General features: G+C 42.7%; 20 protein-coding genes. 3 read left to right on the top strand and 17 right to left on the bottom strand.

The annotated features are described in order from the left end of the window. Positions 1–2: 2 nt before the first annotated feature. The gene (locus tag ACP26M_RS06410) at positions 3–590 is read left to right on the top strand and encodes an alpha-ketoglutarate-dependent dioxygenase AlkB family protein (protein WP_426587195.1); all 588 of its coding nucleotides are present in this window, start codon (positions 3–5) and stop codon (positions 588–590) included. Here ACP26M_RS06410 and ACP26M_RS06405 read toward each other — a convergent pair. After that, positions 587–790: a KTSC domain-containing protein gene (locus ACP26M_RS06405; RefSeq protein ID WP_426587193.1), complete on the bottom strand. Its 204-nt coding sequence runs from the start codon at positions 788–790 to the stop codon at positions 587–589. The genes ACP26M_RS06410 and ACP26M_RS06405 overlap by 4 nt on opposite strands. A 459-nt stretch (positions 791–1,249) precedes the next feature. Between ACP26M_RS06405 and ACP26M_RS06400 the strand changes: the two genes are divergently transcribed. Both ACP26M_RS06400 and ACP26M_RS06395 read left to right on the top strand, forming a co-directional pair. Next, a complete protein-coding gene (locus ACP26M_RS06400) occupies positions 1,250–1,828 on the top strand; it encodes a Crp/Fnr family transcriptional regulator (RefSeq protein WP_426587191.1) in 579 nt (192 codons plus the stop codon). A gap of 92 nt (positions 1,829–1,920) precedes the next feature. After that, the gene (locus ACP26M_RS06395) at positions 1,921–2,325 is read left to right on the top strand and encodes a VOC family protein (protein ID WP_426587189.1); all 405 of its coding nucleotides are present in this window, start codon (positions 1,921–1,923) and stop codon (positions 2,323–2,325) included. An 87-nt stretch (positions 2,326–2,412) separates the two neighbouring features. On the opposite strand, the gene ACP26M_RS06390 is transcribed toward ACP26M_RS06395, so the two are convergent. The 16 genes from ACP26M_RS06390 to ACP26M_RS06315 form a co-directional block, all read right to left on the bottom strand. Beyond that, positions 2,413–3,111 carry a LytR/AlgR family response regulator transcription factor gene (locus tag ACP26M_RS06390; protein WP_426587187.1) on the bottom strand — a complete coding sequence of 233 codons (699 nt, stop codon included), beginning with the start codon at positions 3,109–3,111 and terminating at the stop codon, positions 2,413–2,415. Further along, on the bottom strand, positions 3,108–4,211 hold the full coding sequence (locus tag ACP26M_RS06385) for a sensor histidine kinase (protein WP_426587185.1): 1,104 nt from the start codon (positions 4,209–4,211) through the stop codon (positions 3,108–3,110). The genes ACP26M_RS06390 and ACP26M_RS06385 overlap by 4 nt, the downstream gene beginning before the upstream one ends. Before the next feature lie 110 nt (positions 4,212–4,321). Then, a complete protein-coding gene (locus ACP26M_RS06380; protein WP_426587183.1) occupies positions 4,322–5,089 on the bottom strand; it encodes a CPBP family intramembrane glutamic endopeptidase in 768 nt (255 codons plus the stop codon). Between the two features lie 4 nt (positions 5,090–5,093). After that, positions 5,094–5,912, bottom strand: a complete 819-nt coding sequence (locus tag ACP26M_RS06375) for a CPBP family intramembrane glutamic endopeptidase (RefSeq protein ID WP_426587181.1) — start codon at positions 5,910–5,912, stop codon at positions 5,094–5,096. Positions 5,913–6,253: 341 nt separating this feature from the next. After that, a complete protein-coding gene (locus ACP26M_RS06370) occupies positions 6,254–7,066 on the bottom strand; it encodes a PKD domain-containing protein (RefSeq protein ID WP_426587179.1) in 813 nt (270 codons plus the stop codon). Positions 7,067–7,102: 36 nt separating this feature from the next. Next, entirely contained in the window at positions 7,103–8,536 is a 1,434-nt protein-coding gene (locus ACP26M_RS06365; RefSeq protein ID WP_426587177.1) for a PA14 domain-containing protein, read from the bottom strand. 31 nt (positions 8,537–8,567) lie between these two features. Continuing rightward, positions 8,568–10,268, bottom strand: coding sequence for an alkaline phosphatase family protein (locus ACP26M_RS06360; RefSeq protein ID WP_426587175.1), 1,701 nt, complete (start codon positions 10,266–10,268; stop codon positions 8,568–8,570). Positions 10,269–10,299: 31 nt separating this feature from the next. Continuing rightward, on the bottom strand, positions 10,300–11,910 hold the full coding sequence (locus ACP26M_RS06355) for a DUF5008 domain-containing protein (RefSeq protein ID WP_426587173.1): 1,611 nt from the start codon (positions 11,908–11,910) through the stop codon (positions 10,300–10,302). Positions 11,911–11,951: 41 nt separating this feature from the next. Then, the gene (locus tag ACP26M_RS06350) at positions 11,952–12,674 is read right to left on the bottom strand and encodes a hypothetical protein (protein WP_426587171.1); all 723 of its coding nucleotides are present in this window, start codon (positions 12,672–12,674) and stop codon (positions 11,952–11,954) included. 29 nt (positions 12,675–12,703) lie between these two features. Next, a complete protein-coding gene (locus ACP26M_RS06345; RefSeq protein ID WP_426587169.1) occupies positions 12,704–14,227 on the bottom strand; it encodes a RagB/SusD family nutrient uptake outer membrane protein in 1,524 nt (507 codons plus the stop codon). An 11-nt stretch (positions 14,228–14,238) separates the two neighbouring features. Then, a complete protein-coding gene (locus ACP26M_RS06340; RefSeq protein ID WP_426587167.1) occupies positions 14,239–17,385 on the bottom strand; it encodes a SusC/RagA family TonB-linked outer membrane protein in 3,147 nt (1,048 codons plus the stop codon). Between the two features lie 20 nt (positions 17,386–17,405). Beyond that, a complete protein-coding gene (locus tag ACP26M_RS06335; protein WP_426587165.1) occupies positions 17,406–18,494 on the bottom strand; it encodes a DUF5007 domain-containing protein in 1,089 nt (362 codons plus the stop codon). Positions 18,495–18,539: 45 nt separating this feature from the next. Next, complete coding sequence (locus ACP26M_RS06330) at positions 18,540–19,649, bottom strand: discoidin domain-containing protein (RefSeq protein ID WP_426587163.1); 1,110 nt, start codon at positions 19,647–19,649, stop codon at positions 18,540–18,542. 11 nt (positions 19,650–19,660) lie between these two features. Continuing rightward, positions 19,661–21,169, bottom strand: a complete 1,509-nt coding sequence (locus ACP26M_RS06325) for a RagB/SusD family nutrient uptake outer membrane protein (protein ID WP_426587161.1) — start codon at positions 21,167–21,169, stop codon at positions 19,661–19,663. Between the two features lie 34 nt (positions 21,170–21,203). Next, complete coding sequence (locus tag ACP26M_RS06320; protein ID WP_426587159.1) at positions 21,204–24,212, bottom strand: SusC/RagA family TonB-linked outer membrane protein; 3,009 nt, start codon at positions 24,210–24,212, stop codon at positions 21,204–21,206. Between the two features lie 1,043 nt (positions 24,213–25,255). Next, the gene (locus ACP26M_RS06315) at positions 25,256–25,507 is read right to left on the bottom strand and encodes a DUF6755 family protein (RefSeq protein WP_426587157.1); all 252 of its coding nucleotides are present in this window, start codon (positions 25,505–25,507) and stop codon (positions 25,256–25,258) included.

Genomic DNA, 25,507 nt, shown 5'->3' with positions numbered 1-25,507 from the left:
TGATGGAACAATTGACATTATTTGCCGAAACCGGGCAAAGTAAAGGATTGCCTAAGGACTTACTGGAATACCAGCCCGGTTTAATTGATCCGGCAACGGGTGACTGGCTGTTAGAAAAACTGATCAGGGAAACACCCTGGAAACAAACAACGCAAAAACTTTGGGATAAGGAATACCTGACACCAAGGCTCACCTGCTGGTATGGAGACACCGACCGGATCGCAGGAACACTCCCCTGGACACCGGAACTGCAAACTATCCGGGGCATGGTAGAACCTTTAGCAGGTATTAGTTTCAACAGCGTATTACTGAACTACTATCGTAATGGAAATGATTCCGTAACCTGGCATAGTGACAAGGAAAGCATTATGGGCAGTCAGCCAATTATTGTTTCGGTAAGCCTCGGGCAGGTGCGCAGTTTTGACATCCGCAATAAAGTTAATCACAAAGAACATTACTCCGTCAGGCTCGAACATGGTTCATTCCTGCTGATGAAATCAGGATTGCAGGAATATTGGGAACACCGGATTGCCAAGTCTAACAAATTAATGAAGGCGAGGGTAAACCTGACCTTTCGTTTGGTGATTTAGCCCGCTGATATTTTCTCAAACTCATATTTATTCTTTACGAAAAAGCGCAGATAGCGGCCTTTCACCCGTGAGGACTTCAGTTCCTTATAAACATTTTCCGGAACGTTCTTGTACAGATAAGTTTGCCCGGAAACATAGGAGATTTTTAAAACCTGTGTTTCCAGATCATAATCCATGTTTTGAATGACGGTTGAAGGCATAACATTGAATCCTGATATCCGCGCTTTCTTCTTCGGAGTGGTTTTCGAATATTCAGCGCCCGTTTAAAGTCAATAACAAAAATGGCGGAGAGTTAACCGGTACCAAGGCATAGCCCGGCTTTTTTCTTTTCCATTTGAACAAAGATGGAAATTATTGCTGATAATCATTAACACGAATGTTCCGATATTGAATTTATAAAAGTCCATACCTTTAAATTACTGCAATGATAACCAATAGCTATTCAACATCTTACTGGACTGTAAAAAATCCATACGATGTACTTTATTGATGAAGAAGGCCGGCTTCAATTTGACGATTATAACGGTCATCTTTCTTTCCAAAGATCCTGTAATTTTTATCCTCTATTTAGATGATCGATTAGTTAGAACCGCATTTAAGCAGTTTGATATCTTCACATATCTTCATCGCCCGGCAAATAAGATTCATATCTTTAGCCAATGAGCCACGATGCTTTCTTCCAAAAAATAAAAACTTACGCTGAACTCTCACCTCGGGCCGAAGCGGCATGGGCGGCTTTACTCCGCGAAAATACTTACAACAAGGGCGATTATTTTGTTACCGAGGGCCAGGTACCTAAAAAGGTGGCTTTTGTTGTAAATGGATTAATGTATCAATACTACGCTGCCGAAAACGGTGACATGGTGGTTAAATATTTCTTCCCCGAAAACCGGATTGCCGGTTCCATGACAGCAACGCTCACACAGTCGGCGGGTAATTTTACCATAAAAGCCCTTGAGGATACCGATGTGCTCGAATACAATTTTATGGAATTTAAGAAACTCGTTACCATTTATCCCGATATTGCCGCTTTTTATATCCGCTACATGGAACAGCATTGGATAATTGAAAAGGAACCTTATGAAGTGTCGCTGCGATATGAATCGGCTAAAACCAATTACGATAATTTCCTCCGCAAATATCCTGGTTTAGTGAAAAGGCTAAAGAAACAGCACATTGCCGCCTACCTCGGCATTACCCCAACGCAGCTAAGCCGGATATTTTTTGCGAATAAGTAAAGATTTTTCGCTTTTCTCAACATATGTAAATTTTTTGAAAAAACAGTTACCGCAACTTTGTGCCATCAATAACAATTAAAAAATTTAAAATCATGGCAACAAAAATTTTCATCAACCTGCCTGTTAAAGACCTGGAGCGGTCAAAGGCATTTTTCAGCGGTCTTGGTTACAGTTTTAATCCACAATTTACCGACGACAAGGCGGCCTGCATGATGGTAAGCGAGCACATTTATGTAATGATGCTTGTAGAAAGCTATTTTAAAACCTTCACCAAAAAAGAAGTAAGCGACGCACACCTGGCAACTGAAGTATTGCTGGCGCTTGATGCAGCCTCGCGCGAGGAAGTGCAGCAAACCATAACAAAAGCAACCGAACTTGGAGGCTCCATTTATGCCGAACCTCAAGATTACGGATGGATGTACCAGCACAGCTTTGCAGATCCGGATGGACACCAATGGGAAATTGTTTATATGGACGCAGCGAATATGCCCAATTGAGGTTGAGACCGAATCCCCTCTGTGGTTAATTTTGCCACCGAGGGGATTTTGAATTTAGCTTCAAATAACTTATATGGCCAAAATGCTTTATGATAACCTCAACGCTTTGAAGAACAGCTCCCGATAACTATTCCCTATCGGAACTTCCGTAGTTCCGAATTCTATTACATTGCCTTTAATACCGGCGATCTTGTCCATATTAATGATATACGAACGATGTACCCGCATAAATCGTTTAGCCGGCAATCTTTCTTCCAGGATTTTCAGATGCATACCTGCAAGTAGCCGTTTACCGCTACACAAATAAACAGAGCAAAAGTCACGTTCCGCCTGCACATAACTAATCTCATCAAAATTCACTTTTACAAGGCGGGTATCCTGCCTGAGAAAGATATACGGCGGCGGATCCAATTCAGGTTGATGCGAGACTAACCGCTCCTGCGCCCGCCGCACGGCCTGGTTAAACCGTTCAAAAGTGATGGGCTTCATCAGATAGTCCACAGAATTCAGTTCAAAACCCTCAACAGCATAACTGGAATAAGCAGTGGTAAAAATAACCAGCGGCGGATTAGGTAATGAACGAAAAAATTCTATTCCGGTAATTACGGGCATTTTGATGTCCAGGAAAATCAGGTCGACAGCATGTTGATAAAGCGCCTCGTAAGCTTCACTCGCATTGCGGCAGCTTTTTATCAAAGCAATTTCCGGCAGGCGTTCGATATACGTTTCCAATATACTTCTTGCAATGGGTTCATCGTCAACGATGAGGCAACTCAGTTTTTTCATATCAGATCAATAGATAAGATGGCGTTATAAACACCGTCAGCAAAATTATCTTCATACCAATACTTGCCGGGGTAATACATTTCTAAACGCTTTTTAAGGTTGCCCAACCCTATCCCTCCGTTTTGCTGCATCCGTTCCCGGCGGTCTACTATATTGTCAGATGTAAAACGCAAACGACCGTCAGTGACATCCAGAAAGAAATGAATACGGGCTCCCGGTTCATCAGGAGAAAACTTGAACGCGTTTTCAACCAGTGGCATGAGTAGCAGCGGCGGTATTTCATATGTCTTGGAATCCACAGCAATATCCACTATGACCCCGGTGTCATTCAGGCGTACTTTTTCCAGTTCTATGTAATTTTGTATCAGCTTGATCTCGCTTTGCAAAGGCATAAATGCTTCATTGGATTCATAAAGCATATAGCGCAGCATCTCAGACAAGCGAGCGACCAACCCGGCAGACCGTTCCTGGTTACCTTGCAGTATCAAGCCGTAAATGTTATTCATCGAATTGAATAAGAAGTGGGGATTAAGCTGCGCTTTAAGAAAGTTAAATTCCAGTTCCAGGTTGTCTTTTGCAAGCTGTAAAGCTTTTAGCTGCGATCGCCAGGCGTTAACCGCCAGCTTCAGGCATAACGGAATACTCAGGGTCAGCAAAAGGCCGAATGGTGTACCCAGGCTAAGCAGGCGCTTCAGCACAATGTTAATGAGACCGGATTGTACCAGGGCAAAATATTGTGGCTGATCTTTCTGCAAACTGAGCAAGCAGCCGGAACAGGACCTGAGCAAGGCCTGCTCCGCTACCGCCTCGATCAAGGTGTATCCGCATAACAAACCCAAAAAGGAGAAAGTAAAGTGAAAATATTGCCTCCGCTGCAATAGCTTCCATAGCGGACCTGTCATCAGATAAAATACAGCCGCGATAAGCAAGGTACTGCTTAGGTTCAGCAGGAAAACAATACTAAAAGATAAGCCGCTATAAACGTTGAAGGTAATCAGCGTGAGGTATAGCCTAACTATAAGCAATACAAGCCAGAATAAAAGGTGCACCATTTTGCGGTACCCGGGCCGGGAGGTGTATAGAGCAAAGCTTTGAAACATTGTTATTTAAAGTTGGCTTATCTTTGTCAATTACACAACATAAATCGACAGAGAGGTATTTTAAGGCAACGAGCAGGGTTGTGGGGTAACAAAAGATCAATTTGCCATCGTCATTGAACCGGTCGTTTGTAATAATAATCGATGGCCAAACCGGCAAATAACGCGGCACCGACAAAAACGGACAAGCCTATAACTTCAGATAACGTTTCCCGGCCCGCCGTAATCACCTGGGTAAAGATACCAGCATCACCTTTGCCTCCCCAGCACCACTGTCCCATATTCCACGCTGTATGCAAGCCAAGCGGAATTCCAATTCCCTTACTTTTAAGAGCTGCATAGCCAAATAGTAAGGCCCCGGTTCCTGAACCGATCAACGCCATCCACCAGTTCATTCCTCCCCAGATGTGCTCAAAAACAAACAAGGCGGCAATGAACAATTGTGCAGAGCCTGCTCCAAAGCGGTCGGCAAGACTACGTAAAGCATAAGACCGGAACACGAGTTCTTCGCGGCAGGAGATCAACGTAAAAAGCAGCATATGCAGACCGATAACATGCGGATCAAAGGCATTAAATTGAAGCTTCACATAACCCATGATCATCAGTACGCCCGGTTGCAGGCATGACATCAGCAGCCCGGCGAGAAATCCGGTAATTATACGGCCCGGGCTTCCGTTGTCAGGAACAGTACCTGCTTCGGTTAGCGGTATGGCCCGCAGCCTGCAAAATATGATCACCAATAAAAAGGTAAAAAGCGCGGCGGTTGCCATTGCGATATGTGAGGCATATTTCTCTCCCAAACCTTTAGCCCAAAGATCGGATAAGATAAATACGAATACTGTCAAAACGTAGAACAGTAAAGTTTGCAAGATAACCTTCATGGTGTTAAATGGATTGAGGAGATGAAGTTAAGGGTACCGTGCTTATCCTCATTCTTTGTTTAAGTAACCACAAAACTGCCATTGTACATAAGACAACACCCAAATATGGGCCGATTATGTATAGCGAACTATAATGTTTAGGATCACCAACCACTGTGATGATCGTCCTCCCAGCAGCGCCTGCTGTACGGGGGATCAACGCCTGAGCATAGTTCCATCCCACGTGCAAACCTATTGGCAAAGCTAAATTGCGGGTATATAGATAAGCCATCCCAAACAAAACCGATCCCAACCCTGTCGTCAACATAACCATCAAAATAGTTTGCATGTCCATTGTACTGTTTACGTGCATCAAACCAAAAGGTATCGCTATGATGAGCTGTGCTTTCCAGGATCCGTAGTGACTGTTCAGCGCCTGGAAAGGATATCCGCGAAAAGCAAATTCCTGCACAAACACCGACCACAGGTTTGCCAGAAAGCACATCAGCAGGAACATGATGTCAGGCGACGAGTTGAAATGCCATTGGTCGCCGGTGAGATAAACAGTTATAACCGTCGTGATGATTAACATCAAAATACCGCCCAGGGTTCCGCATAGTAACTGAACCCAATTACTGCTGCACACCGGAATAAAATTTAGCGTCTTTAGTGTTTTCCCTTCTGCCCATAGCAACAGCCAGCTTATTAGCAATGAGACGGCCATATAAAAGGACAGATCATTTAATGCTGGAACAGTGTCTGCGACGAACCTGGCGGCGGTAAGCAAAACAAAATAAAGAAATACTTTTAGCCATGCCGGGAGATTACAAATGATGGTTTTCATGTTTTTTTAGGCAAATAGCATGAAAAGTCATCTATACAGAAAAAATATCGACCAAGTGGTTCTTTTTTTCGGCAAATACTATATTCCTGGCAATCAACGACACCTTGATTTTTTCTGAATTGATTTACCGGCTGGTTATATAGTTTAGTTAAGCAATTTAGCGTAAGTGCTGATAACTGCCGGATCAGTTGTAGCTGTTACACTTTATATGACCGAAATACCTAAGGAATAAGCCCGGAGACTACATTCCCGGGCCTTATTCCTTAAAAACTGTTGCAGACGAATAAACTTACATAACATCAGATCGAACATTCCATAGATCGTTCTTACAAATAACAATTTTATGGCTGCTTTTTATTAACCGTCCACTCAGCCATCTGGAAGTCACGACTGCCATTATTGGTCTTAATGCTTATCCTATAAAATTTATAAGCCACATTGTTATTAAAGTGATATAGGATGCGCTGAAAGCGGTTGGCAAAAACTTCGTTGTTCTTGCTGTGCAGGTTTATCCAGCGTATGCCGTCCTCAGAACCCTGAAGGATCCATCCTTTCGGGTCACGATCGGGTGAGTCATTTGCCGATGTCATGGTATATGCTCCTGCAACGGCAGGTGTTTTAAGCTCATATTTCATCACCAGGTCGCCGGAGAACCCCGATTGGAAAAACTTGGTATTCGGATCGCCGTCAACCACTTTTAATGAACCTTCTTTTGAAGTTGGGCCGCCGCCATTGTCACGCGATACAGTCAATGTACCGCCTATGGTAGCAAAGTAACTTTCACCAACCTTGGTGCGGTCAAAATTAGGGTCGGCAACGTTCAATATTATTTCCCGCGCAGCTGAATATCCCTGTGAATTTCTGGCCGTTAATGTTACGTGATATAAGCCATCAAAGGCATACCTGTGCTTCGGTGCTTTTTCTGCCGACGTGCTATCGTCGCCGAATTGCCACAGAATATCTTTATAATTGATGGATGTACTGGTGAACTGATAGCTTAAAAAATCAACACTATCTGTTCGGGCTACTGTGAAACCTGCGATGGGTTTGGGCTCATCCGGTTCGGGTTGGGGCACGGGCTTATCTTTTTTACACCCGGCAAACAACAGGGCTACTGTTGAAAATACCGATATAATATGCAATGTTTTTTTCATGTCCTTAATTTTCATTGATTAATTAGCGTATCTGGCTTAAGGAGCGGGGAATAATTGGCTTTGTGGTACTATTCTTCTACCGTTGATGCCGGCCGACGGAACTTCAAAAGTTAAACGGGCGCGCTGGCCACCCACGTTTTCGCGATGGTCGGCTTCTATTTTGTAGCGTTTACCGCGTTCTAAGAAGATTTTAGCAGTACGACTATCCTGATCCCACTTGGTAGTAAAATCATTAATAATGGCTTTGCCATCTATATATAATCTTGATCCGTCGTCCCATTCGTTCTGCCAGAACACGTACTCACCCCGAACAGGTGCAAGGAACTCGCCAGTCCACCTGGTAGAGAAATTATCATGACTTATACCTGGTATTGCAGCCTGCCAAACCTCGTCTTTAGGCCAATCAATAGTTGGTTCTATTTGTACCAGATCGGGCTTCCTGCCGTCAAAATCAAGCAATTGGTTGTTTGAAAAGTATTCCGCTTTTAAGCCCGTTCCGTTTCCGGTTATGTAAGAGTTATTATCAAGATTAACCTCTGGCTGTACCAAAACGATCAACTTGCTTTTTGTTGGATGCAGTATATGTTTTGACGGATTAACCAAACTCACCACAAAGCCAAAACGTTTATTGGCAACTATATTGGCATCAAAAACAGGCCAGCCTATTGATAAACGTACCACCCCTGTACTTGCGTTGGATTTTACCCTAATCAGGGTATCAATAGAAAATTGATCGGGGTTAAGCGCGATGGTGTTATCAGGTAATATTTTCTTGCTTACCAAATCGGCAATAGTGTCCATATTCAATTTCACATGAACATTAAACGCACCGGCCGGTACACCTGCCAGGTTTACGGTTAACGGAATAGTGATACCTGCAGGCGACGTAGTGTAGTTTTTTTGATAGTCGACATCCATAATGCCACCGCCATTTAAAAGCGACACATAATGAATATCACTTTCTTTAATAAGCTTTTTGGTATCAAGCACCACCAGGATATTTGATTGCGATCCTTTGATCTGGTTGCCTTTACCCGGATTCGTAAGCTTAAATGCAAAAGCTATATTTTTGCCATAGTTAGCTTCTATGGCCGATAACCTGACGCTGGCAACGGCAGTTGCGGTATCTGACCCGAATGCTACGTTGATTACGCCGGGATAATCAATTGCACCCGCAGGTAATACTACCGTGTTTTTAAGTGTGCCATTTGCTATCAGTTTGGTTACCGTATCATTATTAAATGCTATACCTACCTGAAATGCTTTAGTAGCCGGGCCCGATAAGGATATTTTAAATGGCACTTTAACTATCTCGTTACCGGTAATTGCATCACCTGTATTGGCTCCCGCACCGGAAACATTTCTGTCGGTATTTTGAATTGGCTTCAAATCATCAAGATCATTTTGCTTGCAGGCTACCGCTATCAGGGCAATTAACCCGATAAACAAGATATATCTGTATTTTTTCATCATCAAATATTTTAGTTTGTAATGGTTAAATTTACTGATCAAGCCACACGCGGCCATCAAGCCCCCAGGCCTGCCTGTTAGGTATTCTGAACCAGTTTATTATTTGTGCAGGGATATCTGCCGTTTGCGGAACAAATATGGCAAGTGCTCCAGCCGGCGGCGGACAGATCAGATCATTGAAATCTTCCCATTGGTAGTTACCTTTTAACTGGAAGTCGCGGGCCTGCGGGCCAACATCCCGGATCTTATCGCCCTGACCATCCGTAGCCGGCCAGTAGGCGGCCAAAAAGGTGTAATAAGGGTGTCCTTCGTCAATCGATGTTTCACAGGCGTAATTTCCAATCGCGGCGTCCGGTACATCGACTTTAAAAAACCTGATGTCGGTTACATACACATCAGGGGTACCATGCCCGTTACCGTTTAAATAGCCCAATTTCAACGGGCTGTGGTTGCTTAAACTTCCGGATGCAGTTATCTCCAGTTCATTATTGAAAACTCCGTCGGTATAGGTTCTGATGTATCGCTTGCCTGCGCGTATCTCACATTTAACAGAAAGGTTTTGCCATCTGCCTTTTTGAAGGTCGCCGCCACGGCATTGATGATAATCACCATCCTTAGTGCCCCGGTATTCGAAATACCAGTAGGCGTCTTCGAGGTAAATTACCCAGCCAACTCCCGGGTGACCTGCTGACCACTCCGGTCTTTTACCCAGGATACTTGGCCAAAAGAATTTATCCTCGTTTTTTTTAACCTTTAGCTCTATGGTGAACTTGGTAGTATCATCGATGTTAAAGATATCAGCTGTATCAATTTCTGCTCTGATACCAGTATCCCTCAAACGTACTGTGCGCCCCAAATACCTGTTGCCGGTAAATGGTTTGCCTATCACCCTTTGTTTATATTTTGGATTGTAATAGATAGTAAAGGTATTGGCGGCGGTGTTGCTGAAAACTGTATTATCGTTCTCGTTAGCCGGGATATTAAACTTTCCGCCACCACTTGAAGCAATCACTACCAGCCAATCTTCATTGGCATAATTTTTCCTTTTTTTCAGGGCATCAACAATCTCACCTACATATCCGTCAAATTTTTCGATAGAAGCTTTATACTGCGGCTTCGAATTATCGAACCCATATTTGGCGCCAGCCTCTTTGATATCATTAAAATGGCCGAGTATCAATTGCGCCGTGTCGGTGTTCAGGTCATTAACTACAGCCGTTTTAATTTGCTCATCAGTATTATACAACTCGCTCACCGCTGCACCCTGCGTTAGCTTATTTTTAAAAATAGCCGAAGAAGAAAAAGAAACGATTTTGGCATTTGGCTTTTCTTCTTTTATCCTTTCAAAAAACACAGGATAAGTTGCCAGGTTGTTGCCGGCAAAATCATCCGATAAGATCTTGTGCTTTTCTTTTTTTACACCAGTTAGCATATTGGCCCAGTTGCTTACATCTCGGGTCGAATCCGGATCGCTCAATGCAACCCAGCTGTAAATTGAACTGGGCAGTAATGCTTTAATATTAGGCACATTGGCGCTATTTACTGATGAGCCCCGTGCCCCGTCAACAATCAGATACAAAACCTTACGTTCGCCGGATGTTGCTTTGGCTGTATCAGTATAATTTTTATCAGGCAGCGTGCGCACAAAATCTTTATTACATGATATTGTAGCAACAGCCAATGCACAAATAATTGAAAAAATGATCTGTTTGTATTTTTTCCTGCTCTGCATTTCTTTATAGATTATAAGTTCTATTAAAATTTTATTCAATGGTTACGCGTATGATATTGCTAACCTGAGTATTATCAAAACGGTCAAAACCACCAATCAGCAATAGCGCCCGCTTGCCATCAGTCGATTTGGTTTCAATGATATCAGACAATGTACCTGAAAATGGTCCGGTGGTATTGTAGTTTCCGGCAAGTTCACCTTTGGTATTCAATACCATGAAACCATTGCGGGTAACGTTAGCATATTTTTTAAAACTGCCGCTAACCACTATCAACCCATCATTAAGCTGACGGGCAAAACCAGGGTAGCCACCTTCAAATGTTTTAGCTACAAACGTTTGATCAAGAGAACCATCAAGATTAACTAACGCTATACTGATAGCAGGCTTGCCATCATATGTTCTGAATATTCCTGTTATCAGATATTTTTTGGTTACAGGGTTGTATGTTAAGGACGAGATACTATTATCAGTACCTGTACCGGTTTTAAATGAGTCGTCGATGCTTCCATTGGCACTTAAGCGAATTAAACGGCCTGCAGGTTTTTGATCAAACGTGGTAAAACTTCCAAACAGCACCAGTTTTTCCAGCTGATCAGCGTCGGTATGCATGTACGAGTCAACAGGACCATTTGCCGAAGGCAGGCCTTTGTTTGTCGCTATGTTAAAACGATAGGTTTTGTCCAGTGTCCCATCAGGGTTAAAACGGGCTATTTGCCGTATCTCCGTACTGTCAAGAATCACAGTGTCGCGGGTGAAATCATGATTATGTTCGGTATAAACCCGTCTTACATAATATCTGAAGCTCCCGGTTGCCAGTATTTTGTTCTGATGCTTGTATATTTTAGATATATAGTCGTTAGTACCGCCATTAAACCGGGGAAAGTATTTGGTTGTATCTGTTTGGGATAGGCGCCTGTAGGTTTTAACGCCAATGGTATCAATACTGCCATCAACATTTAAAGTGGTAATATTACTGATGTTTTCTGTGCGCTGATTGTAGCCGCTAAAACCTCCGGCTATGACATATTTTCCGCCGAGTTCTATTACTCTCGATAATGATCCGTTTGCTGCCTTACCTGTCCGGAAAGTTCGGTCAAACTCGCCATCAGCCGATGTTCTTACAATACGGTTAAGCGGGGTGATAATCCCTTTATTATCATAATTGGTAAACCAGCCCAATACCAGATTTCGGCCATCAGCAAGTGGATAAACCTGGTTTACAAAATTATTTGCTCCGGCTGTGGCCCTGAATGAAGGATCGATGCTGATTAGTCCTGACACCTTAAATACCGGCCCGAGCACTAACTGATCGTCAATAGCTATTGACGTAATACCCGTGCTTCCAAAAGGGGGCACCTTCACCTTAATAGTTGATTCTGTTACTTCGGTAACCTGGCCTGGTTCGCCGTTGAACATGAACTTTATTTTATCCTTATAAGGGATTAGTCCGGTGGCTTTAAATGTCACCTCGGTACCCACCGCTCCATTTGCCGGTGCAGGTATTGCATCGCGGCTAAGGGTGACGCCCAATGGCGGCTTTCCATCCCCATAGGGATCGGAATAAATTGTTTTATCCTTTTTGCAAGCTTCTGTTATGAGCACCAGCAGGATAAAGGTGATAATGTATTTAAATCTTCTCATATTCAATTTATTACCATTGAAATAATAGGGTTACTTATGTTTTACTCCGAAGGATGAAGACCTGCGAAATATATTTCCTCATAAAAATCATACTGGTTAAACCCAAAATAGGCTCCGTTATACTGTAGCGTATGTACTATCCCGTTCTTGGGTTTAATATCCGATGAGGAGACATTATTGCGAAAAACCACGTTTTGCGCATTATTAATGTCATATATGTAACTGATTACCAGTGTGCGCGGACCAATATATTTGATATTATTGGCGTCGCCATATACTACACCTATGTTCACCACGTCACCGCTGTAGGAATAGTAAAGCGCTCCCGGATACTGATTTTGCAGATTGATATCTATTTGCGGATAATCTTTAAGCCGGTTGATTCCCTTGAACATATACCGTTGCAGATATTTTTTCCATATGGCAGAATCGATATCCGATAGTTTTTTCACAGTATCACGACCGGCATCAAACAAAAATTTATTTAAAGAGCCCCTAATTTTATTGTTACCTATAGTTCTTTTAATAACGTCATCGTCGGGCGCAAAAAAGGTAAAGTCACTTTTGCGGAATGTTTCTTCCATACCGGCCAGTTTTACAATCTGGGCAATGGTATCAAATGGTATTGCTTTATCCTGCAGGTATTGAAGCATATCGGCAGGGTAATCAGCTTGAGCTTTACCTCCGTCTTTATAATACTCATCGCGTTTACAGCCGGTAAGCACCAATAAAAACCCGATTAAAACAATAATTATATTTTTCATATTTCTTATCATTACTTTTTAGAAATAGGTTAATTACCTCCGTTAACCCAGTACATGTTTAATGACATAAATGGGTTATTGGCCAACGCGCTACTGCTGATTGGCCATGTCCAGGCACCGCGGTTAAATTTGTCCAGCGTCAATACGTTATATGACCACTCGCTGTTCATAATCCTGCGGGTGCGCACCAGGTCAAAGTAATGGTGCCCCTCGCCCATCAGTTCCCGCGATCTTTCCAGGAAAATAAAATCTTTAAGATCCTGCCCGCCGCCACCGACATAACGCGAAGCTTCGGCCCTGTCCCTCACCTTATTCAGCAGGGCAATAGCCTGATCATCCTGGCCCAGTTCGGCCAGGGCTTCTGCGCAGAGTAGTATTTCACCTGCATATCTGAATATCATAAAGGTGTTGTCAGGATTGGCGTCCTCCTCGCCGGTTGCAAATGAGTTTTGAGCAAATTTCAGCATCATGAACTTTCCGTTATCGGCGTAGATGTCTGAGTTAAACCAGATTGTAGCGCGCTTGTCAGACGTACCTGAGTATAGTTTTTGCATATACTCGGCCCTGAAATAGGCGAAGCTTATACGGTGCGTATATTCGGGCCTTTTATATGGATAATGCAGAAACATATCGCCAATAGGGGCAACATTGGTGTTCTGATCGCCATAGTTTATACTGCGATAAAACTCAAACAAACTCTCGTCCGACCGGCCTTTGATAACCGTAGCCCATTCATTGATGGGCAGCAGCCTGTAAGCATTGCTCTTAATTAATTCCTGCCCAAGGTCTGCAGTTTCCTGGTAGTACTTGGTTGCATTGGGTTTGTCGAAACCGGCATTCCACATGTTCATGTTCATGATAAGCGCGATAACGCTGCCCCGGCTTGCACGTACCCCTTTTAAAGCAGGATCAGAATAAGTCCAAGGCAGGCCGTCCTTATATTTTTTAAGGTCGGCAATGCTCTTGTTTAAAACAGACACCATGTTTTCGCGCGGTAAAGCTGTTGAATGATAAGCATCGGTATAATAAGGTACGTCGCCATACAGCCTTACCATAAAGAAGTATGCAAGCCCGCGTATAAAAGCAGCTTCGCCCTCAAACTGCTTTTTTTCGCTGTCTGATACGCCGGGTATACCTGCTTCCAATTTCGAAATGAGGATGCTGGCACTTTGTATTACCTGGTAATAACCTGTCCAGTCAGTAATGCGATAAAAATTGTAAAAATTCCAGGGCGGGTTGCCGTTGATAAGTCCAAGCAGGTCATTCCGGCCTAACACCTCTACATATGCACGTGCCGGCCCGTTATCTGCCTGAGGTTCAGACAAAACCTCTCCCGAACGATATTCGCCCGTAGCGCCAATAAAATGCGTTTCGTTGATCTTGCCAAAAAATGTTCTTGACATATCATAAATATTGGCCACAACGTCATCTTTCGATTGATAAAAGTTATTCCCTGTTAATTTATCAATGGGTTGTACGTTCAGAAACTTTTTACAGGCTGGTAAACACAAGCTTGCTGCCGCTGCTAAAATGTATATAACACTTCTTTTCATGATCTTGAGTTTTATTTACTTGTATTGAGTTCAATATTTAAACCTAAGTTGTAAGTGCGCGGTACCGGGTAGCCGCTTGATATGTCCCTCCCCAGCGATGTTACGTTTTCGGGGTTAGGGCCATTATATCCCGAAAATGTGATCAGGTTGTTGGTTGAGAAATAAACCCTAACGTTATTGAACCCAAACCTTCGTACAAACTTTCGGTCGAACATGTAGGATAGTGTAACCGTGTTGATCTTCAGGTATGATCCTTCTTCCTGCCACAAATTTTGATCGGAACGAAGTGGCCTTATCTGGTTGAACCTCGAAAACGAATAAGGGTTAGGATACTTGGATTGATCTCCCGGTTTTCGCCATATATCCAAATCGTCCAATGGAACTGCTGCCAGCAGGGCATAAGGGTCTTTCATGATCGACAACCTGTCTGATAACGCGTTATTTAATATTGTTCTCTTGGCGGTGTAGGAAGCATAAATATTTAATCCAAAATTTTTATAGATAATATTTGTCGATATACCACCGGTAATTAAAGGTTGTGAGTTACCGGTTATTTCATAATCCCGGTCATCAAGTATATAATCGCCGTTAACATCTTTAAACCTCGGGTCGCCGCCCTTGAAAGCGAGGCCACTGGTTTGATATTTTTTACCGGTTACAGGGTCTACCGGTACATCAGCATCCGTTGAATAAACACCCTGGTTAATCAGCAGGTAGTTTGACAATGTATTTTTACCTACCCTGAAAACAATGTGCTGATAGTTATTATAATCAAATTTGATGTATTGTCCGTTGTATTCGGCAGGTAGCCTCAACAGGTAATCGCGGTTAATAGCGCCGTTAAATGACACTGTCCAGTTAAAATCCTTAGCGGTTAAAGGCCTGAATGTTACCATTAGCTCATATCCATAGTCGGCAATGGATACATCATTACTTGACTTTTTCTGGAAACCTGTACTATTGGGTAAAAACCTGTCAAAAAGTAAATTATCAACCTTTTTGTAATAAGTGTCAAAAGTCAGGTCAACTTTACCCTGCAAAATCGTCATATCAAATCCAAGGTTGTACTGCGTAGTTGTAGTAGGCTTTAATGCCGGGTTAGGCACAAATTCATAATTAATACCGATGGTTGGATTATTGTTGAAATTGCCATTCAGGTTATATAAGCCGTAAATACTTTGCAAACTGCCTGTGGGTACGATATTTTGTCCCCAGGTTAACCTTAAACCTCCTGAAGTGAGCCAATCCCAGTTTTTAAACCAGTTTTCCTTGTAGTAATTCCACCTGAAACCGGCTGCGGGGTTTTTGGAATACGGATTCTCTAAGCCGTTTGAGGATGTACCATCTAACCGGTATGATAACTCCAGTACATACTTCTTTTTATAATCGTAGTTAAAGGAGCCTGCAAATGAGGCGATGGTGGCATTTTTAAAGTTTGACAATACGCCTCCGCCTCTTGAATTATATGGGTCTGACCCTACCGGCCCCTGCAATTGATCATTAGGTATACGGCTTTGCCTGATGATACCGCTTTGGCCGCCTTGTTTATATATTTCATTAAAAGTATTAATGAATATTGTATGGTCGGCACCAAATGTTTTGGCGTAAGTAAGCGCGTTACGGTTGTATAGTGTGAAATTACGCCCTTCATAATCGTACACCTGAGCAAACTGGGCATTTGCAGCTGCCGGTGTAAACGTTGATTCGGCATCTGAGGTATAATCGTAACTAATACTTGAGGATAGGGCCAACCCTGGAATAAACTCGTAACGACCATCTACATTGGTACGGATATTTCTGGTGCTGTTACTGTTTTGAGTTTGCAGGGCCGATGTAACGCCATCAGGTGAAAGATAAAATGAAGGAGGCGGCAACAGTGTAGAAGCCTGCCCATTTTGGGCCACACCTTGTTGCAGCAAACCAACTCCGTTGCCCTTAGCCTGGCTTCCCAATGAACCGAATAATGAGCCAAAGAACCTAAATTTATCGTTCGGCTTAAACTCCATGTTCATATTCAGGTTATACCTATCAAAACCGGTGTTTTTGATTACGCCTTTTTCCGAATAAAGCCCCATGTTCACTTTGTAGTTAAAGCGGTCGTTGCCTCCGTCTAAGGCTACGTTATGGCTTTGGTTATGTGTTGTGCCATAAAAAATGGACTGCCAGTTGGTTGAGTTATTCCAATACGCATTTAAGCTATCAGCCAGGAAACCAGTTTGCCCCAATCTCCTCAGCTCGTCAATAATTGTTGCATTGGATAATATTTGCTGGATTTTTGCCCGGCGTTCGGAATTACCACCCAGTGTTGCACGCAGCTGTGGGGTGGCATTAACGAAGAAATTGCCGGTGTACCTTACCCTGGGTACTTTAGAGTTTCCACGCTTAGTGGTTATAATGATTACGCCATAGGCTCCTCTTGATCCATACATGGACGTTGCCTGTGCATCCTTCATGACCTGTATACTCTGGATATCCTCTACGGGTATCAATGATAAAGGGCTAACGCCCGGCCCCTGGGTTTGAAAACCGAACTCAGCCGCCTTATCTGCGTCTAATGGCACCCCGTCAATAATATACAGGGGAGATGTAGGTTGCAGGAACGATTCACTGCCACTGCCCGATACACTCAGGGTTGATAAACCACGCACCTGAACCGAGCCCCTGAAACCTGGTGCACCCGTATTGTTCTGAACGTTTAAACCGGCTACTTTTCCCTGCAGCAGGTTTTCAACGTTTGATGCCGGCACATCCTGGATGTCCTTTTGGGTTAGGGTAACCGCAGCGCCTGGTGATGACTCTTTATTCCTGTTCTGGTAAGCCACAATAATTACTTCATTAAGGCCCTTTTTATCTTCAGTCAGCGTTACAGTTATGTTTTTTTGCCCGGGTTCAAGTTTTACTTTTTCCGTAACAAAACCTACAAACGTAAAAGTAAGTGTGCTGTTAGCTGGCACAGAAACCGTAAACCTTCCCTTATAATCAGTTTGTATCAGGCCTTTACTGCCCATATATATATTTACACCGGGTAAAATTTTATTGGTAGCTTTTTCAACCACCGTACCGGTAACCGTTATATTTTGTGCTTGTGCATAAACATCTGCACAGAATAAGATCGTGCAAACAGCAAGCACTATATAAAATAGTATGTGTTTTCTCATGGTGATAAGTTTTAATTCGGTTATTCGTCTTCAAACTTTGGATTATCCTTCAAAAAATGGAACACTATCTCCCAGTCGCCTTTTTTGTATATAGCGAAATCTATCCCCAAACTTGCCACTACCCTGCTGCCGCCAAAACCAATTCGCGAATATTTAAATTCGGCATGGTCCCTGGTTCCTCCTGGGGCATATACAGTTGGTATTTCCACTAAAGGAATAGGATATGCAACATCGTATTGTACATATGTTGCAGTTTTTTGCATGTTAAACCCGTGCACTATTTTATCCCAGGTAGTTTCGTTAAACAGGGCCGGATTCATCTCTACTGAGTCTTTGTTCAAAAACTTGAACCTTAACGAATTTCCCGTACCGCCGGTAAACGGGCGGATATAAACCACCACATCCTTTTTATCGTCATTACTCTGCAGCGGAATATCGGTTACCTGGCCTATTACTCCGTTTAAAAATGGCCTGATGTAGTTTCGGCTGGTCGGATTATAAGGCGTTTTAGGATGAGGCGCAGGCAGGCCGGAGTAAATGTTAAAATCATCAGAAGGCTCATAAGGGCGCTCGCGGAATGGGCGTACCTGCAGGTCGCGAATTATGGTACTACCACCCGTGTTGGTTATCTTAACATCGAAATAACGCGTATCCTGCGGAAAATTGGTACTATCAGACGGTCTGGGCTTGATCAGGTCATTATTAGAAGATGCCCACATAATGAACTCGCCCGATGAGCGCACTTCAAATAAAGGGTGTTCCTCCACCTTGCGTTTTGCCTCTATCTCGGCCAGGCTCTTTTCAAGGCCGTTGTATGGGGCTGTCCATACATAGGTTGGCCTTTTTTGAAAAAGGTCGGTTACCGGTTTACCGTCACCAAAACGTGCGTTAATGATCTCGAACTTTAGGGGCTGGGTTGAATTATCTCCGTTAAACCCGCCCATTAAAGTAGTACGCCCTAAAATCGGTTCGAAAATTTTGTTGCTGTAGTTAATATTCGAACTCAGATAATCTTTTTCATCCGGAACTCCATACATCTTTTTACAGCTACTCAGCACGGCTGCAGCAAACAGCAGAGCTACAGATCCCATTTTTATGAATGTTTGCATTTCTCTTCGTTTTTTTATTGCATTGAGGTTTTGATCTTCCATAGCTTACTTCACTTTATTGATAGTCCACTCGGCCAGTTGGAAAAGACCTCCGTCGCGCAGCTCGGTAATATCTACCCGGTAAAATTTATAAGCCGTGGTGTTGGGGCATCTGAAAACTTTTGTCTGGTATCGTTCTTCGAAAAAGAAGTTGCTTCTACGGTCTAACTCAGTCCAGGTTTTGCCATCATTTGAGCCCTCGTAGGTCCATGCTCTGGGGTCGCGTTCCTGGGCATCATTGGCAGATGTAAGCGTGTAAACCCCTGATACGGCAGGCTCATTTAGCTCAAACTGCATCCACAGGCGTCCCTGAAGTTCAGTCAGGAACTTGGTATGGTCATCGCCGTCAATTACTTTTTTAGAGCCTTCGCCATTATCCGGACCGCCACCGTTATCTCTCAAAACGGTAAGCTTGCCGCCTATCAGGGTCATCAGGTTTGGCGGTGGCGGAACAAAGGTTAATCGGGATACAAATTCATCAAAACCGAAAATGTGATCGGGACTTACAACATGGACAATACCATTTTTGGTACTGATATTATTGGAGCCGGTAGTAGTAGTTGACCAGTTTCTGATAAACTTGCTGCGCTTGGTATTGCTAAATTCAATGATGTCGGGGCCGCCACCGGTAAGTCCGGAAGCTGATATTTTGGAAACCTTGCCATGCATAGGATATCCAAAACGTACGCTGGAAAGATCGAGTCCGTCCTGCAGCAGCAGTGAATCAGTTGTACGTTTACCCCTGATAATATAATATGAAACCATGGTGTCCAACTGCACGCCATCAATTTTTGCCAAAAACAGTGGATCTTTATCGCTTTGCCTTCTTAATGTATTCAGGTTATTAATTGCCAGCTGAAAACTTGGATTGGTAACCGCAAAAAGGGTAACATTGCTGTCCATGAGCGTTTGCTGAAGTCCCATCCTGTTGACTACCGCCAGCAATGAATCATACACACCAGGCTTGCTTTTCAAATACTCATAAGTATTACCCGCAAATTTTGAGTTGGTGCCTGTAGCGTCATGGTAACCGCCATCCTTTTTGCAGGCAGTTTGCAACAGGGCTGCAATCAACACCGGCGCTAAGGCACTCATATATTTTTTTAACTTTTTCATATATGGTCAGTTTATTTCCAGAAAGGGTTTTGGGTTAACAGGTTATTTTGAGCGATGAGCTTACGCGAAACAGGCCAGTAGATCCCCTGCGAATTGATGAGTTTCATGAATGCCGGGTTGTTTTGCTTGATTTTATTATAGCGTACCAGGTCATACCAGCGATGTCCCTCTCCCATCAATTCGCGATGGCGCTCCTTAAATATCAAATCAATAATGTCCTGGTCGCTGTCTATCGTAAGATCTCCCATCCCCCGGCGGGTCATGATATTAAAAACTTCATTTTCAGCCCCATTCACATCCCCTAAAACAGCCAATGCCTCGGCCCGGAGTAATACGATATCCTCTATCCTTGTAAAGATCAAAGCACTGGTGAAGTATCGGAAGTTAGGATCAGAAACGCCTCCCAGTATCACTTTTATTTTACTAAAAATGGGGTACTTGCCATTGATATTGGTGAAATACCTTTCGGTACGGGGCTGGCCAAGCGTATCTATACTAAAGCGCTCATCCTTTGGCAAGTCAAATATTTTCAGGATAGTATCTTTAGGCATGTAGATATCCGGCACTTTTTTATTCACCACGGGTTCGGCCAGGGTTAACTCTTCCAGATGGCCTGTTACCGACCCGTCAATATGCCCCCAGTCAGAGTTAAAACCAAACATCTGGCTGGTGTTTTTATTGAAAAAGAACCCATTTGATTTGGTCAGATCTTCAGTGCTTTGAAAATTGATGCCGCTTTTACCATAATTATCTTCAACAAACTTGGTATAGGTAGCTACATCGGTATAATTACCTTGCCAGGCCGCCAAATGAGCCAGGACCGCATAAGCTGAGTTCTTTGTAGCTAAAGCACCTCCCCAGCGGGTAGCATCTTCATTATAATAATTGCCGGGCTGCTGCACATCGTTGTTACTGTATACAAATGGCAGATCAGCTGCAGCTTTAAGCATTTCCTGCTGCGCCCATACTAATATTTTGCTGCCGCTTTCGCGGGGCTGATTTTCAAACTTGCCATCGTGGGATGAGGTAATGAATGGTACATCTCCCCAAATCCTTACCATATAGAAGTAGGTAAAGGCCCTTAAAAAACGCACCTGGGCAACATCAACTATCAAATAATTTTCTGTGTAGCGCTTGTCGGCGGCTTTTACATCGCCAATACGTTCAAGGAAAATATTCGCAGCATTAATTATGGCGTAAAATCTCGTCCAGTCGCTCAAGGCCTCAACAGTTGGATATGAGGCATTGAGCTGATTACTTGCAATTGCTTTCAGGTCCTGCCGGTTCGGGCTAATAAATTCGCCTGTACGTACATCGCCATAAAGCCAGTGACCATCGTTGTCAGATAAGGCTGCACGGGTAAGTGCATACACTCCTAATAAGCTGGCACGTGCATCTTCAAGCTTATTCCACATGTTTTTTTCGCCCACAACCCTTGTTGAATCAATATCCAGTGTTTTATTGCAGCTTGTTATTGCCGCAGTAAACAGGATCAGGACGATACATAATGTCTTTTTCATTTTTACAACATGATTTTTGTGATCGTTTTTCATATCATAATTCCATTTTTACACCCAGGGTATATGTTCGTGGTATAGGCAGGCCATAACCGGTATCATAGCCATCATAATTCACTAATTCAGGGTCCTGACCGGTATACGGGGTTATGGTGAACACATTATTTGCCGTGGCATATACATAAAACCTGGTTAGCTTGATTTTCTTTAAGCGCATTGCTTTGGTTAGGTCATATCCAATGGAAACGGTTCTTAATTTCAGGAATGAAGCATTTTCAAGAAAAAGGTCCTGATCAACACGATATGGGATAACGGTACTCCATGGATTATACAGTGGGTATTTGCCGTAGTCTCCGCGTTTTTCCCAAAATGTGATCTCTTTAACAGAGTTTACATCACTGTTACCTTCCCGGTTAATAAAATCAAACCGGTTGGCCATTTCCTGGTGTATAAGGTCGCGCCCTAGGTTGAAATAGAGATTGACATTTAAATTCCAGTTGCCGTATCTGAAATTATTATCATAACCACCTGAAATTTTTGGTAAAGAATGTCCCTTTAATACCTTATCGTTATTATCAATTACGTTGTCGCCATTGATATCGCGCCATTTGGGATCGCCGGCATGCAGGGCGATGCCATTGTACTTAAGTGGCTGCCCATTTACAACGGGTATTTCGCTTTCTGCTTTATAAATACCATCATTTACCAGTAACCAATACTGATCAACCGGGCTTCCTACCTTTAAAAGCCTGTTATTAACAATAATCTGGTTTAAGCCCCTTGGCAACGCTTTTAGCTTATTGACATTATGATTTAGATTTAAGGAGGATGTCCATCCAAATTTGCTGTTACGGATGATGTTGGCTGATACAGATACATCAATACCGGTATTATTTACAGCCATACCGCTCTCGATAGACTGTTTATAGCCGTACTCGGCAAAAGCAGGGATGCCTATCAGCAAATTCTTTTCCTGTTTCAGGTACCAATCAACCGAAAGGTGCAGGCGGTTATTAAGGAAACCGGCATCTGTGCCAATATTAAGTTGATTGGAGTATGACCAGGGTATTCCGTAACCGATCCAACCGGTAGAATAAGGCCTGGTAAGCACACCAAACGCATTATAGCCAGGCACGGTTAAGTTACCGGTATACCCTACCGATGCTGTATATTGAGGACCCTGTGCATAATTATCAAAAGCATTGAGGCGACCGATCCTACCCGCGCTTGCACGTAAAATAAGATCGTTTATAATAGTACTATTGCTCAGCACCTCTTTTTTGATATTCCAGGCCGCAGATAATACCGGCGAATAGAACCAACGGCTGGTAGGTTGAGCGTTTGATGATCCATCTGCGCGTACTGTTGCCGAGAGGAAGTATTTTTCTTTGAATGAATAATCGGTCTTGGCATAAAACGAAACCAGGTTATGCTTGATCTTATCCAGAAAACGGAATGTTAACTCGCGCGGAAAGGCTGTTGGGTTGAGATAATTACCGTTGTCAGATCCGTCTGGGTTTTTTGGGTTCGAATCCAGCAGATCTATCTTAATATAGTCATTTACACCTTTGTAGGCATAGGCGTTGCTATATTTATAAATGTCCCATTGGGTTGATTGACCAAGCTCAAAATGGAAATCGTTTACTTTATTTACTGTCAGATCATAGGTTGCCCTGTTATCTGCCATTATCCTTTGGCTAAAACCAAAGTAATTGGAAGCATAGCTGTTGCCCTGCAAAAGGGTACGCGCATAAAATACATCGCGGTAGCCTTCATTATAATCTAAATTGAAGGTGGTTACGAATTTAAATTTCCCGAGATTGATGCCTATTTTGGCATAGCCATCAACAATATTTGTTTTGTTGTTATCAAAGCCTTTTTTGTATTGCGCCAGGTAATCGGCATAATACTCTTTGTTTGGTGGTAGCGGGGCGCTCAGATCGGGGAAATAATTGATCTGGGCAAATCTGTCGCGGAGGTATTTGTTTCGTTGCCTGTCGAGCCGGTTGGCATTTACCATGGCCGAAAAGAGAAGCCATTTAAGGGGCTTCATGTTGATGTTGAACATTGCGCTATAACGGTTTAGCACTGTTCCATCAGCAATGCCATTATTCTTCAGATCACCCAACGAGAAACGGAAGTTTGCACGATCCGTACCGCCGGAAATTCCGAAGTTTATTCCATAAACAGCTGCATTGCGGTAATAAAGGTCGCTCCAGTCAGATTTTCCGCTATATACATTATTTAAGGAATCGCTTAGATAAATCGGGTAGTTCTCATCGTCCGAATACCTGCCATTGGTAGTATAAAGGTCATAAAAGCGCTGCCGGAAAGCATTTTCATATTTGCCGTTTATGGTAGTAACACGCGGGCGCTGTGCCAAACCTATATACGAATCAAAAGTGATGCTTTTGGCTGCTAAAGGGGTTTTAGAGGTTAAGACTATAACGCCATTAACTGCGCGCGGCCCATAAATGGCCGTGGCCGACAGATCTTTTAATACCTCAACCGAGGCTATATTATTCATGTCGATATCAGCAAATGGGTTGGTGGCTGTTCCCATCCTGTTATAATCATACAGCTGTATATCATATGCAAACGGGTGCTCCGTTACAAGTGGAATACCATCCAGTACAACCAGTGGCTGCGATTGGTAAACATCCCTTGGAGAAAGAAGCGGCATGGGCGCTCCTCTCATAAACATATTTTGAACGGCGCCGGGTTCGCCCGAAGGTTCCTGCACATACAGCCCTGCAAATTGCCCTTTTAAGAGTTGCTGCAGGGACACCGCCGGGAATTTGGATAGATCATAAGGCTTTTTGGTAACACTATCTGCCAGCTTATTATAAAGGGTATGCTTTATAATAATATTCATGCTGTCTTTTAATAATGAATCTTTTGCCGTCGTATCCTTACGGATATAGGTTTTATAAAAAACAGAACGTTTTACTTTGCTTTTTTTACCCTCATTCCCCTTAGCTAAGCCTGTAAGTGCATTTGTGGTTATTGCTGCGAAAACCACAAAGCACAGCCATAAGTATCGCATAATGAATGGATCTTTTAGATTGTAAAATAATTTTTGATTTAACGGGCCATGTGCTTCTATGCCTGCAAACGAGTTATGCAGATGACATGCACCTTTAGATTAAGTAGAATGTAATTCTTTTTCCATAGCGCTGATTTACAAGCGAAAAGAACAGAAATCAAAAATAACCGGCAGGAATATTTTTGACAGCGGTGCATAATTATACACCCCCAGGTTTGCCATTAAAAATGACCATACCCAAGCGTTCTTTTCACTTTTGGTGATTAGGTTAATTAATAAAATTCTTGATACCTAAAATCTCAATAAGAGATTTTTCCGAAGGATCAACCCTGTCAGAGAATAGGCTTCTGAAAGATGTGGTACAGGTAAATCATGTTTTTCATGTCAGTGATATTGGTTAATTTAATGATTACAAAAATCTCAAAACAAGCAGTTCAGGTAGCTTAAACGATTAAGTAATAAAGTATTTTTCACAATTGGTTTTAACAAATATAATTAAGAAAAACGTTTTACCAAGTAATATCAAAAAAATAATAAACTTTTATTATTTCAAATAGCAACAATCGATACCTATTGAAAAAATGACAAAAAAAGCGACAAAAATTTTAAGTTTTTTTACAATACATCAATAATGCAGCCGGTAAAATCCGGATAAAATGTTAAAAATCATGCTCTAACCAATTTAAAATCAGCCATAAAATGTAAGAATTACATTTTTAGTTAGGTACTGCAACCCGCACTTCATGTTCTTACCCCTGCAATCGGTCTTTTTCTTTCTTTGTTTTCCATATTGTTGTTCACTTTCTGCGAATCAAGTACATCAGGATATAAGCTGCACACCGCTTCCCGGCTTCGCCATCATTCACCTTGAAATATTAAAACGCGGGGGAGATTAGGCCAGACAGACGGACATCCACCGGTAAACGAGTCAAAACCTGTATATATTGATTAGATTAAAAAATTTATAGCTGCAGGGATAGCATGCCGGAAAATTAAATAAAAACCGGGCAAAAGTTAAATTATTGTAATGGGCTTATATCATCTTATTTTGTTACTCTTGCTGGGCCCGAAGGCAAAAAGTACAACCAGCCAAAACCGATTAAGAAAAGAATTGATGAGGCGATAAAAGAGGGGAAGGCTATATCTGTATTTTTTTCCAATGCGTTATTTAGCGCGGTGTATAATAGCCATACCTGGATACTCACATTTAATATCAGGATCATGATCAATGCCAGCATGAGTGTGTTGGTTTTATTAGGATGTGCCTGATTTTGGGCTTCGCGGAAATTACTCAT

The sequence above is a fragment of the Mucilaginibacter sp. R-33 genome, from assembly GCF_049949235.1.
In the GTDB taxonomy this organism is placed as follows: domain Bacteria; phylum Bacteroidota; class Bacteroidia; order Sphingobacteriales; family Sphingobacteriaceae; genus Mucilaginibacter.
Note: the sequence above shows the minus strand (reverse complement) of the source record. Positions and strands in the feature narration are given on the sequence as shown.

What these genes read in the sequence shown, in the direction of transcription:
- ACP26M_RS06410 (WP_426587195.1), top strand. Translation starts at nt 3, where the DNA reads ATGGAACAATTGACATTATTTGCCGAAACCGGGCAAAGTAAAGGATTG.
- ACP26M_RS06405 (WP_426587193.1), bottom strand. Translation starts at nt 790, where the DNA reads ATGCCTTCAACCGTCATTCAAAACATGGATTATGATCTGGAAACACAG.
- ACP26M_RS06400 (WP_426587191.1), top strand. Translation starts at nt 1,250, where the DNA reads ATGAGCCACGATGCTTTCTTCCAAAAAATAAAAACTTACGCTGAACTC.
- ACP26M_RS06395 (WP_426587189.1), top strand. Translation starts at nt 1,921, where the DNA reads ATGGCAACAAAAATTTTCATCAACCTGCCTGTTAAAGACCTGGAGCGG.
- ACP26M_RS06390 (WP_426587187.1), bottom strand. Translation starts at nt 3,111, where the DNA reads ATGAAAAAACTGAGTTGCCTCATCGTTGACGATGAACCCATTGCAAGA.
- ACP26M_RS06385 (WP_426587185.1), bottom strand. Translation starts at nt 4,211, where the DNA reads ATGTTTCAAAGCTTTGCTCTATACACCTCCCGGCCCGGGTACCGCAAA.
- ACP26M_RS06380 (WP_426587183.1), bottom strand. Translation starts at nt 5,089, where the DNA reads ATGAAGGTTATCTTGCAAACTTTACTGTTCTACGTTTTGACAGTATTC.
- ACP26M_RS06375 (WP_426587181.1), bottom strand. Translation starts at nt 5,912, where the DNA reads ATGAAAACCATCATTTGTAATCTCCCGGCATGGCTAAAAGTATTTCTT.
- ACP26M_RS06370 (WP_426587179.1), bottom strand. Translation starts at nt 7,066, where the DNA reads ATGAAAAAAACATTGCATATTATATCGGTATTTTCAACAGTAGCCCTG.
- ACP26M_RS06365 (WP_426587177.1), bottom strand. Translation starts at nt 8,536, where the DNA reads ATGAAAAAATACAGATATATCTTGTTTATCGGGTTAATTGCCCTGATA.
- ACP26M_RS06360 (WP_426587175.1), bottom strand. Translation starts at nt 10,268, where the DNA reads ATGCAGAGCAGGAAAAAATACAAACAGATCATTTTTTCAATTATTTGT.
- ACP26M_RS06355 (WP_426587173.1), bottom strand. Translation starts at nt 11,910, where the DNA reads ATGAGAAGATTTAAATACATTATCACCTTTATCCTGCTGGTGCTCATA.
- ACP26M_RS06350 (WP_426587171.1), bottom strand. Translation starts at nt 12,674, where the DNA reads ATGAAAAATATAATTATTGTTTTAATCGGGTTTTTATTGGTGCTTACC.
- ACP26M_RS06345 (WP_426587169.1), bottom strand. Translation starts at nt 14,227, where the DNA reads ATGAAAAGAAGTGTTATATACATTTTAGCAGCGGCAGCAAGCTTGTGT.
- ACP26M_RS06340 (WP_426587167.1), bottom strand. Translation starts at nt 17,385, where the DNA reads ATGAGAAAACACATACTATTTTATATAGTGCTTGCTGTTTGCACGATC.
- ACP26M_RS06335 (WP_426587165.1), bottom strand. Translation starts at nt 18,494, where the DNA reads ATGCAAACATTCATAAAAATGGGATCTGTAGCTCTGCTGTTTGCTGCA.
- ACP26M_RS06330 (WP_426587163.1), bottom strand. Translation starts at nt 19,649, where the DNA reads ATGAAAAAGTTAAAAAAATATATGAGTGCCTTAGCGCCGGTGTTGATT.
- ACP26M_RS06325 (WP_426587161.1), bottom strand. Translation starts at nt 21,169, where the DNA reads ATGAAAAAGACATTATGTATCGTCCTGATCCTGTTTACTGCGGCAATA.
- ACP26M_RS06320 (WP_426587159.1), bottom strand. Translation starts at nt 24,212, where the DNA reads ATGCGATACTTATGGCTGTGCTTTGTGGTTTTCGCAGCAATAACCACA.
- ACP26M_RS06315 (WP_426587157.1), bottom strand. Translation starts at nt 25,507, where the DNA reads ATGAGTAATTTCCGCGAAGCCCAAAATCAGGCACATCCTAATAAAACC.